The sequence below is a fragment of the Bradyrhizobium sp. OAE829 genome (assembly GCF_040546575.1).
In the GTDB taxonomy this organism is placed as follows: Bacteria; Pseudomonadota; Alphaproteobacteria; order Rhizobiales; family Xanthobacteraceae; genus Bradyrhizobium.
Window position 1 is genome coordinate 7003266 of the sequence record NZ_JBEPOE010000001.1, and the last position, 15065, is coordinate 7018330.

Consider the following 15065-nt stretch of genomic DNA (forward strand, 5'->3'; position numbering starts at 1 on the left):
TGATTGATGCTCACCCGATCCGCTTCAATGACGCGCCTGCAGCGGCGCGTCAACAACGACGCCGCCCTGCGCGAGCGAGGCCGCCAGTTCAGCCACCCGTTCGACCGCGATGGTGTCCGGAGAAGCCAGCCAGCTCGCCGAAAACGTCAACAGTGGCATCTGCAGGTTGGTCGACAGCAATTGCAGCCTTCCATCCGCGATTTCGCTTTCGACAATCGCTGTCGGAATGACCGCAATGCCGAGGCCTTCGATCGCCATATGTTTGACCGTACCCAGCGAGGCGCTGGCGTGCAGGCGCATCGGTGGCAGGTCGGGCCGGTTGAACAGCGAGCGGACGAGTTCGTAAGGCGGCGTCTTGCGCGGAAAGGTGATGATGGGAAACTTGGCGAGGTCATGCACCGACAGCCGTTCCTTGCCTAGCCCGAGCGAAGGACTGGCAAGGAATCCGACCGAATAGTCGCACAGCACCCGGTTGCTGATGGTTGGCCCCGTCACCGGTCCGAGCAGGAACGCCAGTTCGATCTCCTGCGCCAGCAGCCGGTTGCGCAGATTCGAGGTGATGTCGACTTCGATCTCGAGCGACAGGTTGGGATAGGTGTGATTGACGCTCTTGATCAGCTGCGTCAGGAAAGTGTGGACGATGGTCTCGGCGACGCCGAGCCGCAGCACGCCGCGCATCGCCGAGTGGTCGCCGACCACGGCGAGCATTTCCGAGCGCAGCCCGATCAGTTTCTCGGCATAGACCAGCAATTGCCGGCCGTTAGGTGTCGGCATCACCATGCGGCGCTCGCGCTGCAACAATCTGACGCCCACCTCGCGCTCGAGCTGGGCGATCCGCTGCGAGATGGCGGGCTGGGTGGTATTGAGCTTGTGCGCAGCACCGCGGAAGCTGCCGAGCGTCACCACCCACATGAAGGTCTCGATTGCCTTGAAATCAACCATGCACCCTCTGCCTGCACATCGATAAATTAATTTTATCGATCTTGATTAAAAATCACGATTAGACATTATCATAGCCATATGCGGGAGTAGATGTCGACCCGATTGGAGCTGTTGCAACGATGACCAGCTTGGCAAAGACGGAACGACCCGGTCTCGATACAGCGAATTTATCGCCCAGCGTCGCCGCCCGGCATGCCTGCCGTACCGGCATGGCCGCTACCACGGCCGGCGTCGCCAACGGCTTCGTGCAGGGCAATCTGGTGATCCTGCCGGAAAAGCTGGCGGCGGCGTTTCACCGGTTCTGCCAGCTCAATCCCAAACCATGCCCGATCATCGGCATGTCCGATGTCGGTGATTTCAGAATTCCCTCGCTCGGCCTCGACCTCGACATTCGCACCGACCTGCCGCGCTACCGCGTCTGGCGCGACGGCGAGGTGGTGGAAGAGCCGACCGACATTACCGCGCACTGGCGGGACGATTTGGTGGCATTCGTGATCGGATGCTCCTATTCATTCGAGGAAGCGTTGCTGGCGGACGGCCTGCCGATCCGCCACATCGAGCGCAAGCTGCGCGTGCCGATGTACCGCACCAGCATCGCCTGCGGCGCGGCGGGCCCGTTCGCAGGTCCCATGGTGGTATCGATGAGGCCGTTCAAACCGGCGGATGCGATCCGAGCCGTGCAGATCACCTCGCGCTTTCCGTCCGTGCATGGTGCGCCGGTTCATCTCGGTCATCCGCATTCGATCGGGATTGCCGATATCAACAAGCCCGACTACGGCGATGCGGTGCCGGTCGGGCCGGACGAGATTCCGGTGTTCTGGGCCTGCGGTGTGACGCCGCAATCGGTCATCGCGGCCGCCAGGCTGCCGTTTGCGATCACGCACGCGCCCGGATTGATGCTGGTGACCGATTTGCAGAACAAGGCGCTTGCCGTGCTTTGATGCAGATGATGCCGATCATTGAGGCTTTACCGTAACCGCTAACCGCTTCATCGATGTCAGCCGTTCAAAAGGGGATTTGCAATGACGATCACGCGCCGCAATGTATTGCTTGGAGCCACCGCTGCCGCCGCTCTCGCGCCGATCGCGGCCCGCGCGCAAACGTCCGAAGTGGTGATCGGCGTCACCTATCCGATGTCCGGCGCCAATGCGCAGATCGGCGTCGACGCGCAGCACGCCTATGTCACCGCCACCGACATCATCAACAACAACCATGATTTCGATCTGCCGCTGGCAAAGGATGTCGGATTGCCCGGGCTCGGCGGTGCCAAGATTCGCCTCGTGTTCGCCGACCATCAGGGCGATCCCCAGAAGGGCCGTGCCGAGGCCGAGCGCCTGATCACGCAGGAGAAAGTCTGCGCCATCATCGGCAGCTACCAGAGCTCGGTGGCGGTCACCATCAGCCAGATCTGCGAGCGCTATCAGACCCCGTTTGTCTCGGCTGACAACTCGTCGCCGAGCCTGCATACCCGCGGCCTGAAATTCTTCTTCCGCGCCGCGCCCCACGACGAAATGTTCACCAAGGCGATGTTCGACTTCTACGACGCCTTGAAGAAGAAGGGCACCAAGATCGAGACGCTGGCCCTGTTCCACGAGGACACGATCTTCGGAACCGACTCCGCGAACGCGCAGATCAAGCTTGCGAATGAGCGCGGCTACAAGATCGTCGCCGACATCAAGTACCGTTCCAATTCGCCGTCGCTGTCGGCGGAGGTCCAGCAGCTCAAGTCGGCGAATGCCGACGTGCTGATGCCCTCGAGCTACACCACCGACGGCATCATGCTGGTCAAGACCATGGCCGAACTCGGCTACAAGCCGAAAGCCATCGTGGCGCAGGCCGCGGGCTTCTCCGAGAAAGCGCTGTACGACGCGGTCGGCGACAAGCTCGAAGGCGTCATCACCCGCGGCAGCTTCTCGCTCGATCTCGCGGCCAAGCGGCCGATGGTCGGCAAGATCAACGATTTGTTCAAGGCGAAGTCGGGCAAGGACCTGAACGACAACACCTCGCGCGAGTTCATGGGCCTGATCGTGCTGGCGGACGCCATCAACCGCGCCAAGTCGACCGACGGTGAAAAGATCCGCGCGGCGCTGGCCGCGACCGAAATCCCGGGGGAGCAGACCATCATGCCGTGGAAGCGCGTGAAGTTCGACGAGCTCGGCCAGAACAACGACGCCGATCCGGTGCTGCTGCAGTATATCGGCGGCAAGTTCGTCACCATCTCCCCGCCGCAAGGCGCGGTCGCCGAGGCCGTCTGGCCGATGAAGTAAGTCATCGTTTCTTGGGGATGTATCACAAGTGCTGCGTCGTCCCTGCGAACGCAGGGACCCATACGCTCAGGAGCATCGGTTTCATCGTGGCCTCACGTCCTTCTTTCAAATGCGAATCCGGTGGTTATGGGTCCCTGCGTTCGCAGGGACGACGTGAGACGGGGGGACACCTGTGACAGCCGAGACCATTATCCAGAGCCTGGCGAGCGGCCTCCTTATGGGGCTGCTCTACGGGCTGATCGCGGTCGGCCTCGCGCTGATCTTCGGCCTGATGGACGTCGTGAATTTCGCCCATGGCGAATTCCTGATGATCGCGATGTACGCGTCGTTCTTCCTGTTCGCGTTCTTCGCGATCGATCCATTGCTGGCGGCCCCGCTGGTGGCGGCGGCGTTGTTCGTTTTTGGCGCCGTGGTCTATCTCCTGATTGTACGCTTCGCGGTCAGGGCAAAGGCCAATGCCGGCATGGTGCAGATCTTCTCCACCTTCGGGCTTGCGATCGTGATGCGCGGCGTGGCGCAGTTCTTCTTCACGCCGGATTACCGCAGCGTCACCCATTCCTGGTTCGGCGGCAAAACCGTCTCGATCGGCGGCATCTTCCTGCCGCAGCCGCAACTGATCGGCGCGGCGGTGGCGATGCTGGCCTTCGGCGGGCTCTATTACTTCATCAACCGCACTGACTTCGGCCGCGCGCTCGAAGCCACCCGCGAGGACGCCGGCGCGGTGGCGCTGGTCGGTATCGACAAGAATCGCGTGTTCGCGCTGGGCTGGGGCCTCGGTGCGGCGCTGGTCGGTCTCGCCGGCGCCATCATGTCGATCTTCTTCTACATCTATCCCGACGTCGGCGCGTCGTTTGCGCTGATCGCCTATGTCACGGTTGCGCTGGGCGGCTTCGGCAGCGTGTTCGGCGCCTTTGCCGGCGGCATCATCGTCGGCCTGGTCGAAGCCTCCACCGCGCTTCTCCTGCCGCCGTCACTGAAGTCGGTCGGCATCTATGCGGTCTATCTCCTGGTCGTGTTCGTGCGGCCGCGCGGCCTGTTCGGATCGATGTGATGGATACGGATTTCGCAAAACGCCGCCGCCGCGACCTGATCGTCGCATTCTGCCTCGCCGCCATCGCGGCCGTGGTGCCGCTGTTCGTCAAGGACTCCTACGTCCAGAACATCATGGTGCTGACGCTGATGTGGGCGGCGCTGTCGCAGAGCTGGAATATCCTCTCCGGCTATTGCGGACAGATCTCGCTCGGTCACGCGCTCTATTTCGGGATTGGCGCCTACACCACGACGCTGCTGTTCACCAAGTTCGGCGTCCTGCCGTGGTTCGGTATGCTCGGCGGCGGCCTGATATCGGCTCTCATCGCGATGGGGCTGGGCTATCCCTGCTTCCGCCTGCGCGGGCATTACTTCGCGATCGCGACCATCGTCATTGCCGAGATCGGGCTCCTGCTGTTCCACAACTGGGATTGGGCGGGCGCGGCACTGGGCATCGAGATTCCCGTGCGCGGCGACAGCTGGCTCAAATTCCAGTTCGCGCGCAGCAAGCTGCCGTATTTCTACTTTGCCCTGGCACTGGCCTGCGTCGCCTGGTTCGTCACCTGGTGGCTGGAGGATTCCAAATGGGGCTATTGGTGGCGCGCGGTGAAGGACAATCCGGACGCCGCTGAAAGCCTTGGTGTCGTCGTGTTCAATTCCAAGATGGGCGCAGCCGCGGTGTCGGCGTTTCTGGTCGCGGTCGGCGGCAGCTTCTATGCGCAGTTCGTTTCCTATATCGATCCCGAGAGCATCATGGGCTTTCACATCTCGCTGCTGATGGCGCTGCCGGCGGTGCTGGGAGGCATCGGCACGCTGTGGGGGCCGATGCTGGGGGCCGTCATCCTGATTCCGGTCACGGAATTGACGCGGTCCTACGCCGGCGGTTCCGGCCGCGGCGTCGACCTGATCGTCTATGGCGGCCTGATCATCGCGATCTCGCTGGCGCGGCCGCAAGGCCTGGTCTCGCTGTTCGCCCCCAAGCGCAAGGAGGCGACGCGATGAGCACGCCCTTGCTGGAAACCCGCGGCGTCTGGCAGCGCTTTGGCGGCCTCGTCGCCAACAGCGACGTCTCGATCTCGGTCGAGCGCGGCGAAATCGTCGGCCTGATCGGGCCGAACGGCGCCGGCAAATCGACGCTGTTCAATCTGATCGCGGGCGTGCTGCCGCCCACGCAAGGCTCGATCTGGTTCGACGGCGAAGACGTCACCGCGCTCCCCGCAGCCGAGCGCTGCGTGCGCGGCGTCGCCCGGACTTTTCAGGTCGTGAAGAGTTTCGAGACCATGACGGTGATCGACAACGTCATCGTCGGCGCGCTGGTTAGAAACACGGTGATGCGCGTGGCGCGGCAGAAAGCCCATGAGGTTCTGGATTTTTGCGGCCTGGCCGCGCGCGCCAATGTGCTCGCCAGCGATCTGGTCCCGTCGGAAAAACGCCGCCTCGAAGTGGCGCGCGCGCTGGCGACCGAGCCGAAACTGCTGCTGCTCGACGAATGCCTGACCGGTCTTACGCCGCTCGAGGCCCAGACCGGCGTCGAACTGGTACGCAAGGTGCGCGACACCGGCGTTACCATTCTGATGGTCGAGCACGTCATGGAAATCGTGATGCCGCTGGTCGACCGCGCCATCGTGCTCGATCTCGGCAAGGTGCTGGTCGAGGGCAAGCCCAACGACGTCGTTCGCGATCCGAAAGTCATTACCGCCTATTTGGGGGATCGTCATGCTGTCGGTGCATGAAGTCACCACCGCCTATCAGGGGCTGGTCGCGATCTCGGCGGTCACGATCGAGGTCGCCAAGGGCGAGGTCGTCTGCGTCGCCGGCGCCAACGGGGCCGGCAAGTCGACGTTGCTGAAATCGATCGCCGGCGCCGAACGTCCGCGCTCCGGCACCGTCACCTTCGACGGCGAGCGGATCGACGGCCTGGCGCAGCATGTCATCACCTCGCGCGGCATCGCCTATGTGCCGGAAAACCGCCGGCTGTTTCCGCGGCTCTCGGTGCGCGATAATCTGCGGCTCGGCAGTTACCTTTACCGCGGCGAAGCCGACCGCGAAGCGCCGCTGGATCTGGTTTTCAAGCTGTTCCCGCGGCTGTCGGAGCGGCTGGATCAGCGCGCCGAAACGCTGTCCGGCGGCGAGCAGCAGATGCTGGCGATCGGCCGCGCGCTGATGACGCGGCCGCGGCTCTTGATGCTCGACGAACCCTCGCAGGGCATCATGCCGAAACTGGTCGATGAAATCTTCCAGGCGGTGAAACGCATCCGCGACACCGGCATGACCGTCTTGATCGTCGAGCAGCGGATGGCCGAGTGCCTCGAAATCGCCGACCGCGCCTACATCCTGCAAACCGGCCGCGTGCTGATGCAGGGCAGCGCGGCGGAGATCCGGACCAATCCGGACGTTAGGAAGGCGTATCTGGGATTGTAGGGATCGTAGCCCGCAAGAGCGGAGCGATATGCGGGACCATACCCGGATGTCGCTTTGCTCATCCGGGCTACGGCAGCTACCGGATGACCTCGACCTTCGCCGCCATGTCCGGCCACCGGCCTACGCGGTAGGTCGCGTTGCTACACCTGAGAACCCAAACCTCGTAGTCCGGCTTCGAACGCTTGGCGTCCCTTACGGCGCCGAGCGCCTTGTCGCAGGTATAGCCCTGCGAGCGGATCTGTACCGCCAGCATGCTCTGCGCCGTCTCTTGCGCCAGCGCCGTCGAATTCGGCAGGCCAATCACGAACAGAAACCCGAAAGCGAAACCAATGAGTTTGAACATGTGCATCCTCCGCGCATTATCAGTGATTGTGGTTCGGTAGCGTCAATCCAAACGTCTTAGTCAAATCCGCCACCTGTTCCGGCGACAGATATCGCGGGTTCAACCCGCGCAGCAGCAGATACAGTTTCGCCGTCTCTTCCAGTTCCTCGATCGCGAATACCGCCGCTTCCAGCGTGTCGCCCGATACCACCGGGCCGTGATTGGCGAGCAGCACGGAAGAATATTTCCCGGCCAGCCCCTTGATGGCGTCCGCCACCGCGGGATCGCCGGGCCGGAAATACGGCACCAGCGCGGTCTGGCCGCATTTCATCAGATAATAGGGCGTCATCGGCGGCAATGCAGCGCGGGGATCGATCTCCGGCAGCATCGAGAGCGCCACCGAATGGGTCGAGTGCAGATGCACCACCGCGCGCGCCGCGCTGCGGGTCTGATAGAGGGCGGTGTGCAGCGGCACTTCCTTGGTCGGGGCGTCGCCGGAGACGATTTGGCCGTCGGGCCCTAACCGCGACAGCCTGTTAGGATCGAGCGAGCCGAGCGAGGCGTTGGTCGGGGTCACCAGCCAGCCGCCATCGTCGAGCCTGACGCTGATATTGCCCGAGGAGCCCGGCGTCAGCCCGCGCTCGAACAGCGAGCGGCCGAGACGGCAGATTTCCTCGCGAATTCTGGTTTCGCTCATGGATAAATCCTGTTCCTCCGGCCTTTTCTCACGCTTTGGCAGCGCGGCCAAGCCGTGATACCCAGAGGCAAAGCCGCACGGGCTTCAAAAGCAGACTTCAAGATTACAAGGAAACGCCACAATGCCAGAAACCGCAAAACCGCGCGCCGCCGTCATCGGGCTGGGCTCGATGGGCTTTGGCATGGCCACCTCGCTGCGCCGCGCCGGGTTCGAGGTGACAGGGTGCGATGTCTCGGCCGAGTCCGTCGCGCGCTTCGTGGCCGACGGCGGCCACGGCGCCAAAACCCCGGCGGAAGCCGCCAAGGCGGCCGATATCGTCGTCAGCGTCGTCGTCAACGCCGCGCAAACCGAAACCATCCTGTTTGGCGCTGACGGTGTTGACGAAACCCTGGCCAAGGGCGCGGTGTTTATCTCTTCCGCCACCATGGACCCCGATGTGGCGCGGCGGCTGGCCAAACAGCTGGAGGCGACGGGGCGGCTTTATCTCGACGCGCCGATCTCCGGCGGCGCGCAGCGCGCGGCGCAAGGCGAACTCACCATCCTGGCTTCGGGCAGTGCTGCCGCATTCGCCAAAGCGCGTCCGGCGCTGGATGCCATGGCCGCAAAACTCTATGAACTCGGCGATGCCGCAGGCCAGGGCGCCGCGTTCAAGATGATCAACCAGTTGCTGGCCGGTGTGCACATCGCCGCAGCTTCCGAGGCGATCACGTTTGCCGCCAAGCAGGGCCTCGACATCAGAAAAGTCTATGAAGTGATCACGGCCTCCGCCGGCAATTCCTGGATGTTCGAGAACCGCATGCCGCACGTGCTCGATGGCGATTATGCGCCGCGCAGCGCGGTGGAGATTTTCGTGAAAGACCTCGGCATCATCCAGGACATGGCGCGCACGGCGAAATTCCCGGTGCCGGTCGCCGCCGCCGCGTTGCAGATGTTCCTGATGACGGCGGCCTCCGGCATGGGCCGCGACGACGACGCCTCGGTGGCGCGGATGTATGCCCGCGTCACCGGCACGCATCTGCCGGGCGAGCCGAAATAATCAAGCAGGAAGAGGACAGCACATGCCCCGCTTTGCCGCCAATCTGACCATGATGTTCAACGAGGTCCCGTTCCTCGACCGCTTCGACGCCGCCGCGAAAGCCGGCTTCACCGCCGTGGAATTCCTGTTTCCCTATGAGCATCCGGCCGACGAGGTCGGCAAGCGGCTCAAGGGCGCCGGGTTGACGCAGGCGCTGTTCAACCTGCCGCCGGGCGACTGGAACGCCGGCGAAAAGGGATTTGCGGCGCTGCCGGAACGTTTTGAGGATCTCAAGAAGAGCCTGCAGACGGCGCTGCCCTATGCGCAGGCGACCGGCGTCAAGCGGCTGCATCTGATGGCGGGGATTGCCGACCGCGGCGACCGCAAGGCGGTGGAAGCGTTCTACAAGTCGGTGGCATGGACGGCCGAGTTCTTCGCGCCCCATGGCCTCGACGTGGTGATCGAGCCGATCAATGCGCGCAACGTGCCCGGCTATTTCCTCAATGACTTCCTGTTCGCACGCGATCTCATCACCGAGCTGAAGATACCGAACCTGAAACTGCAGTTCGACATCTACCACTGCCAGATCATCCATGGCGACGTCACCATGCGCCTGCGCGAGATGATGCCGATCATCGGCCACGTCCAGATCGCCAGCATCCCCTCGCGCAACGAACCCGACGGCGAGGAGTTGAACTATCCGTTCCTGTTCGCTGAGCTCGACCGGCTCGGCTACGGCGGCTTTGTCGGCTGTGAATATAACCCGCGCGGCAACACCACCGACGGCCTCGGTTGGTTCAAACCCTACGCCGGAGCAAAATCGTGAAATTGTCTTTGGGCTGCATCGCCGACGACTACACCGGCGCCTCCGATCTCGCCAACACGCTGACGCGCTGCGGCCTGCGCACGGTGCAGACCATCGGCGTGCCCTCTGACGATCTCGCGCTGCCGGAAGTCGACGCGGTCGTGGTGTCGCTGAAGAGCCGCTCGATCGAGGCGGGCCTGGCCGTCACCAGATCGCGGTCGGCAGAGAAATGGCTGCGCGGCCGCGGCGCTGATCATGTGCTGTTCAAGATCTGCTCGACCTTCGATTCCACCGACGCCGGCAATATCGGGCCGGTGATGGATGCGCTGCGCGGCGATTCCGGCGATGCCATCGTGCTGGTGACGCCGGCCTTTCCGGAAACTGGCCGCACCGTCTATCAGGGCAATCTGTTCGTCGGCGCCGTGCCGCTGAACGAAAGCCCGCTGAAGGATCATCCGCTCAACCCGATGCATGATTCCAATCTGGTGCGGGTGCTGGCGCGCCAGAGCCGGACGAAAGTCGGACTGGTCGACCTTGCAACGCTCGCGCGCGGGGACGCTTCTGTGCGCGCGCGCCTTGCTGATCTCGCCGGCAAAGGCATTGGCGCCGCCATTATCGACGCCGTGTTCGACCGCGATCTGGAAACCATCGGCAACGTCGCGCTGGATCATCGACTGTCGGTCGGCGCGTCCGGCATCGGGCTCGGCCTCGCGCGGGCGCTGGTCGCGTCCGGCAAGGTCAAATCGAACGTGACAAAGGCGGACACCGATGCGCCGGTCGGTGGACCGGCCGCGTGCCTGGCCGGCAGTTGTTCGCAGGCGACGCTGCAGCAGATTGCCAATGCCGAAAAGGCGATGCCGGTTCTTCATCTCGATCCCGACCGCATCGTTGCGGGTCCGGACGAAGCGCGGCGTGCGCTGGCATGGGCGAAGGAGCGGATCGGTGACGGCCCGCTTCTGATCGCAAGCAGCTCGACGCCGGATCAGGTCGCAGCCCTGCAATCCCGGCATGGCCGCGATGCAGCCGGGCATGCCATCGAGCAGGCGATGGCCGACATCGCGGACGGATTGGTGCAGTCCGGCGTGCGTCGGTTGGTCGTCGCAGGTGGTGAAACTTCAGGCGCCGTGGTCGATCGGCTGGGGATTCCCGGCTTCCTCGTTGGCGCGGAAATCGCTGCAGGCGTGCCGGTTCTGCGCGCGGTGGGCGCGAAAAGCGGCGAGATGCTGCTTGCACTGAAATCGGGCAATTTCGGCGGCGCCGATTTCTTTTCCGACGCGCTCAAGCTGATGCGCTGAGCGTCCTACGCCATTCATTTTTCAGAGACTTCTGTCGCGTACCGTATTTTTACGGTGCGCCAAATTAACACAACCTGAGAACGAATAAGATTCTGCTGCGAGCAAGGGCATCGATTTAACCCGCCCGTCGCAACCGGCGCGTCTTCCGCGCGTCCAAAACCAAGAGATGCCACCCTATGCTTGCCAAGTACTCGATCCGCGCCAAAATCATTACGGTCGTTGCCTTCCTGCTGGTCGCGATGACGGGAATGGGCCTGCTGGCGGTCCGCAACATGCGGGCGATCAACGCCAACACTGTCGATATCGCGACCAGCTGGATGCCGAGCGTCCGGGTGTTGGGTGACCTGCGCGCCGGCGTCATCACCTACCGCAACGTGATCCGCGAGCACATGCTGGTCGGAACGCTGGAAGGAAAGTTGGCGCAGGAAAAGACCTTGGCGAGCGTGGTCGAGAGCAACACCAAGATCCGTGCCCTCTACGAGCCTCTGATTACCTCTCCGGAGGAGCGTGCGCTGTACAAGGAATGGTCCGATCTCTGGGACAAGTACAAGGCGGGTACGCAGGAAGTGATGGCGCTGTCGCGCGCGGCCGCCGGCAAATTTCCAGCAGAGGCGCATGAATTGAACTCGAAGACCGTCAACAAGATCGGGCTCGAGGCCGACGCCGTCCTGCGCAAGGACATTGACCTCAACAACGCCGGCGCTGACAAGGCGGCCCAGGAAGCGGCTGACAGCTACGCGTCCGCCTTCATGATGCTCGCGCTGATCCTTGGCGCCTCCGTCATCATCGGCATTGCCGTCAGCATCTATCTGGTTCGCGACGTCTCAACCGGCATTGCTTCCATCGTCACCCCGATGCAGGCACTGGGCAAAGGCGACCTCAGCACGGAAGTTCCGCATCAGGGCGAGAAGACCGAAATTGGCGCCATGGCGGACACCTTGCAGGTGTTCAAGCAGGCGCTGATCGCGAAGAAGGCCGCCGACGAGGCCGCGGCCCTCGACGCCGAAGCCAAGATCGAGCGCGGCCGCCGGGTCGACGGCATTACCCGCAATTTCGAATCTGTCATCGGCGAGATCGTTCAGACCGTGTCGTCAGCTTCGACGCAGCTCGAGGCCTCGGCCGGCACGCTGTCGGCGACCGCCGAGCGTTCGCAGTCGCTGACGACAGCGGTGGCGGCGGCTTCCGAGGAAGCCTCCACCAATGTGCAGTCGGTGGCGTCGGCGACCGAAGAACTGTCGTTGTCGGTCAACGAGATCAGCCGCCAGGTGCAGGAATCGGCGCGCATGGCGACCGACGCCGTCGGCCAGGCCCGCGTCACCAACGACCGGGTCAGCGAGTTGTCGAAGGCGGCGAGTCGGATCGGCGATGTCGTCGAACTCATCAACACCATCGCAGGCCAGACCAACTTGCTGGCGCTCAATGCCACCATCGAGGCCGCGCGCGCCGGCGAAGCCGGCCGCGGCTTCGCCGTCGTGGCGTCGGAAGTGAAGGCACTGGCCGAGCAGACCGCGAAGGCCACCGGCGAGATCGGCCAGCAGATATCGGGCATCCAGGCCGCGACCCACGAGTCGGTCAACGCAATCCAGGAAATCAGCGGCACCATCGAGCGGCTGTCGGAGATTTCGTCGACCATCGCCGCCGCGGTGGAAGAGCAGGGTGCCGCGACACAGGAAATCTCTCGCAACGTGCAGCAGGCGGCGCAAGGCACCCAGCAGGTCTCGGCCAACATCACCGACGTGCAGCGCGGCGCGAGCGAGACCGGCTCGGCCTCCTCACAGGTGTTGTCGGCGGCGCAGTCGCTGTCCGGCGACAGCAACCGCCTCAAGCTCGAAGTCGGCAAGTTCCTGGATTCGGTCCGGGCAGCCTGAACACCCGGCCGATCACCGGCGAAGAGCCCGGCTCCCAAGGGGGGCCGGGCTTTTGCGTTCTGCAACCCTGCAGCGAAATCCGGTTGGGCTGCTCGGTAGCCTCTACTGAGCCAAAATTAACCAGTCTTGTTTACAAGAGCACCATCTTTACGGCGCGCGCGCTGTTCGGTGGTTCCCGCTGGCTATCGCCGACAGCGCGTTTTGGGGAAATTTGGGGTTCGCTGACAATGATCAAGCTCAATCGCATCGGGTATAAGCTGGGCCTGGCTGGCGCGGTCGGCATATTGCTGGCGGGTGGCATGGTGGCCAACCAGATGATGTCGGAACAGGCGATTGAGGCGGCAAACAGCCGCGCCGATCGCTCGCAGCGGGTCATCGACGCCGCGATATCAGCTAACCTGAACGGACGGCAGATCGAACTTGCCGCGCGCAACATCCGCCTGTCGACGAAGGCCGCGGACGTCGAAAGGAACGCGGCGGACCTCAATCGATTCAAGGCCACTGAAACCAAGGCGTTGGATGACGCGCAGGCGATTGCGACGATACCGGATATCAAGCAGCGCCTGGAGAAAATCAGGTCGCTGATGAATTCCTACACGACCGGCGTCGATGAGCTGGCGAAGACGCAGCTCAATCTCCTCGCGGTGATCGACAAGCGCTCGGCGATTTCGGCTGAATGGACCAAGGCGATCGAGACCCAGTTGGCGTCACCCGCGCTGGCCAAGCTCGACAACAAGCTGGAGATCGAAAAGCTGCTGCATATGGCCGACGCCAAGGTCAACGCGCTGCGGGCCATGGTCTGGCGGCTGGGCGCCACCGGCGATGTCAGTCTGATCGCCCAGATCGCGAAGACCCAAGCGGCGCTCAAGGCTAATTTCAACCTGTTGCGCGGCGAGGCCGATGACCGCGATCTGCTGGTGGTGGTCAGCTCGCTGGATTCGATCGTCAAACGCTTCCTGGCCGCCAATGACGAAGTGGTCAAGATCGAGGAATTGAAGGCGGACATTGTCGCCAACCGCACCGTCAAGTTTGCCCAGGAAGCGGGCACGCAGATGGATAGCCTGGTCGACATAGCACGAAAGAACTACGCCACATCGAAGGAAGAAGCTGCGGCCGAGACCGATCAGGCCAGCAAGGTCAGCCTCGCCATGGGTATCGTGGTGATTATCGCGCTGTTCGCATCGATGGTGTTCTCCTTCCTTGGGATCTCCCGCCCGATGATGCGCCTGAACGGTGCGCTGGGTGAGATGGCCGGCGGCAACCTCGACGTCGTGATCCCCGGCGCCAGGCGCGGCGACGAAATCGGCGATCTCGCCAAGACGGTCACGATCATCAGGGAGAATGCCGAGCAGAAGGCCCGCGACGAAGCCGAGGCCAAGATCAAGCAGGACCAGACCGCCGCCCGGCAGCGCAAGGATGACATGATCAAGCTCGCCGATACATTCGAGACGGCGGTCGGCGAGATCGTCGAGACCGTGTCGTCGGCCTCGAGCGAACTGGAAGCCTCTGCCGGCACGCTGACGTCGAACGCCGAGCGCGCCCAGGAACTGACCACGATGGTGGCCGCGGCCTCCGAGGAAGCCTCCACCAACGTGCAGTCGGTGGCATCAGCGACCGAAGAGTTGTCCTCCTCGGTCAACGAGATCAGCCGTCAGGTCCAGGAATCGGCACGGATGGCCACGGCGGCCGTCGACCAGGCCCGCACCACCAATGACCGCGTCAGCCAATTGTCGAAGGCGGCGAGCCGGATCGGCGACGTCGTCGAACTGATCAACACCATCGCCGAGCAGACCAATCTCTTGGCGCTTAACGCCACCATCGAAGCGGCGCGCGCCGGCGATGCCGGCCGTGGCTTCGCGGTCGTGGCGTCGGAAGTGAAGGCGCTGGCCGAGCAGACCTCCAAGGCCACCGGCGAGATCGGCCAGCAGATATCAGGCATCCAGGCGGCGACCCAGGACTCCGTGAACGCGATCAAGGAAATCAGCGGCACCATCGAAAAGTTGTCGGAGATCTCCTCGACCATTGCCGCAGCCGTGGAAGAGCAGGGCGCCGCGACGCAGGAAATCTCCCGCAACGTGCAGCAGGCCGCCCACGGCACCCAGCAGGTGTCCTCCAACATCACCGACGTGCAGCGCGGCGCCTCCGAGACCGGCTCCGCATCCACGCAGGTTCTCTCTGCAGCGCAATCGCTGTCGGGCGACAGCAACCGCCTCAAGCAAGAGGTCGGCAAGTTCCTCGACTCGGTGCGCGCGGCCTGACAAAGACAGGATGACGATACGAAAGCCCGGCGCCGGAAGGGGCTGGGCTTTTTGCATTTGGTTGCCTGCGTTTGCGGAACGGTGGGTCCGTACTTCTACCGTATCTCAACCCCCGCCATCCGGCTGGGCGGCGTGCTGCGCGGCCC

Annotated in this window: 13 protein-coding genes and 1 pseudogene; 11 read left to right on the plus strand and 3 right to left on the minus strand. The window is 63.5% G+C overall.

Going from position 1 to position 15065, the window contains the following annotated elements; translation table 11 throughout:
- Positions 1-24: 24 nt before the first annotated feature.
- Positions 25-942, minus strand: a complete 918-nt coding sequence (locus ABIE49_RS33540; RefSeq protein ID WP_192737281.1) for a LysR family transcriptional regulator — start codon at positions 940-942, stop codon at positions 25-27.
- Positions 943-1061: 119 nt separating this feature from the next.
- Between ABIE49_RS33540 and ABIE49_RS33545 the strand changes: the two genes are divergently transcribed.
- From ABIE49_RS33545 to ABIE49_RS33570, 6 genes are all read left to right on the plus strand, one after another.
- Positions 1062-1883 (plus strand): putative hydro-lyase, encoded by an 822-nt coding sequence (locus ABIE49_RS33545; protein ID WP_192737282.1) that lies wholly within the window; start codon positions 1062-1064, stop codon positions 1881-1883.
- Positions 1884-1964: 81 nt separating this feature from the next.
- Positions 1965-3209 carry an ABC transporter substrate-binding protein gene (locus ABIE49_RS33550; RefSeq protein WP_192737283.1) on the plus strand — a complete coding sequence of 415 codons (1245 nt, stop codon included), beginning with the start codon at positions 1965-1967 and terminating at the stop codon, positions 3207-3209.
- 172 nt (positions 3210-3381) lie between these two features.
- Positions 3382-4260 carry a branched-chain amino acid ABC transporter permease gene (locus ABIE49_RS33555; protein WP_192737284.1) on the plus strand — a complete coding sequence of 293 codons (879 nt, stop codon included), beginning with the start codon at positions 3382-3384 and terminating at the stop codon, positions 4258-4260.
- Positions 4260-5240 (plus strand): branched-chain amino acid ABC transporter permease, encoded by a 981-nt coding sequence (locus ABIE49_RS33560; RefSeq protein ID WP_192737285.1) that lies wholly within the window; start codon positions 4260-4262, stop codon positions 5238-5240. The genes ABIE49_RS33555 and ABIE49_RS33560 overlap by 1 nt, the downstream gene beginning before the upstream one ends.
- Positions 5237-5971 carry an ABC transporter ATP-binding protein gene (locus ABIE49_RS33565; RefSeq protein ID WP_192737286.1) on the plus strand — a complete coding sequence of 245 codons (735 nt, stop codon included), beginning with the start codon at positions 5237-5239 and terminating at the stop codon, positions 5969-5971. The genes ABIE49_RS33560 and ABIE49_RS33565 overlap by 4 nt, the downstream gene beginning before the upstream one ends.
- Complete coding sequence (locus tag ABIE49_RS33570) at positions 5955-6659, plus strand: ABC transporter ATP-binding protein (RefSeq protein ID WP_192737287.1); 705 nt, start codon at positions 5955-5957, stop codon at positions 6657-6659. Before ABIE49_RS33565 ends, ABIE49_RS33570 begins: the two co-directional genes overlap by 17 nt.
- A gap of 76 nt (positions 6660-6735) precedes the next feature.
- On the opposite strand, the gene ABIE49_RS33575 is transcribed toward ABIE49_RS33570, so the two are convergent.
- Positions 6736-7002 (minus strand): hypothetical protein, encoded by a 267-nt coding sequence (locus tag ABIE49_RS33575; protein ID WP_192737288.1) that lies wholly within the window; start codon positions 7000-7002, stop codon positions 6736-6738.
- Between the two features lie 19 nt (positions 7003-7021).
- A complete protein-coding gene (gene otnC / locus ABIE49_RS33580) occupies positions 7022-7678 on the minus strand; it encodes a 3-oxo-tetronate 4-phosphate decarboxylase (RefSeq protein WP_192737289.1) in 657 nt (218 codons plus the stop codon).
- Between the two features lie 67 nt (positions 7679-7745).
- On the opposite strand from otnC, the pseudogene ltnD reads away from it, so the two are divergent.
- The 5 genes and pseudogenes from ltnD to ABIE49_RS33605 form a co-directional block, all read left to right on the plus strand.
- Positions 7746-8714: pseudogene (gene ltnD, locus ABIE49_RS33585) on the plus strand (L-threonate dehydrogenase); the annotation flags it as partial.
- Between the two features lie 22 nt (positions 8715-8736).
- Positions 8737-9519, plus strand: coding sequence for a 2-oxo-tetronate isomerase (gene otnI, locus ABIE49_RS33590; protein ID WP_192737291.1), 783 nt, complete (start codon positions 8737-8739; stop codon positions 9517-9519).
- On the plus strand, positions 9516-10793 hold the full coding sequence (otnK, locus tag ABIE49_RS33595) for a 3-oxo-tetronate kinase (protein ID WP_192737292.1): 1278 nt from the start codon (positions 9516-9518) through the stop codon (positions 10791-10793). Before otnI ends, otnK begins: the two co-directional genes overlap by 4 nt.
- A 176-nt stretch (positions 10794-10969) precedes the next feature.
- Positions 10970-12661: a methyl-accepting chemotaxis protein gene (locus ABIE49_RS33600; protein ID WP_192737293.1), complete on the plus strand. Its 1692-nt coding sequence runs from the start codon at positions 10970-10972 to the stop codon at positions 12659-12661.
- 230 nt (positions 12662-12891) lie between these two features.
- Positions 12892-14919, plus strand: a complete 2028-nt coding sequence (locus ABIE49_RS33605) for a methyl-accepting chemotaxis protein (RefSeq protein WP_192737442.1) — start codon at positions 12892-12894, stop codon at positions 14917-14919.
- Positions 14920-15065: the final 146 nt, after the last annotated feature.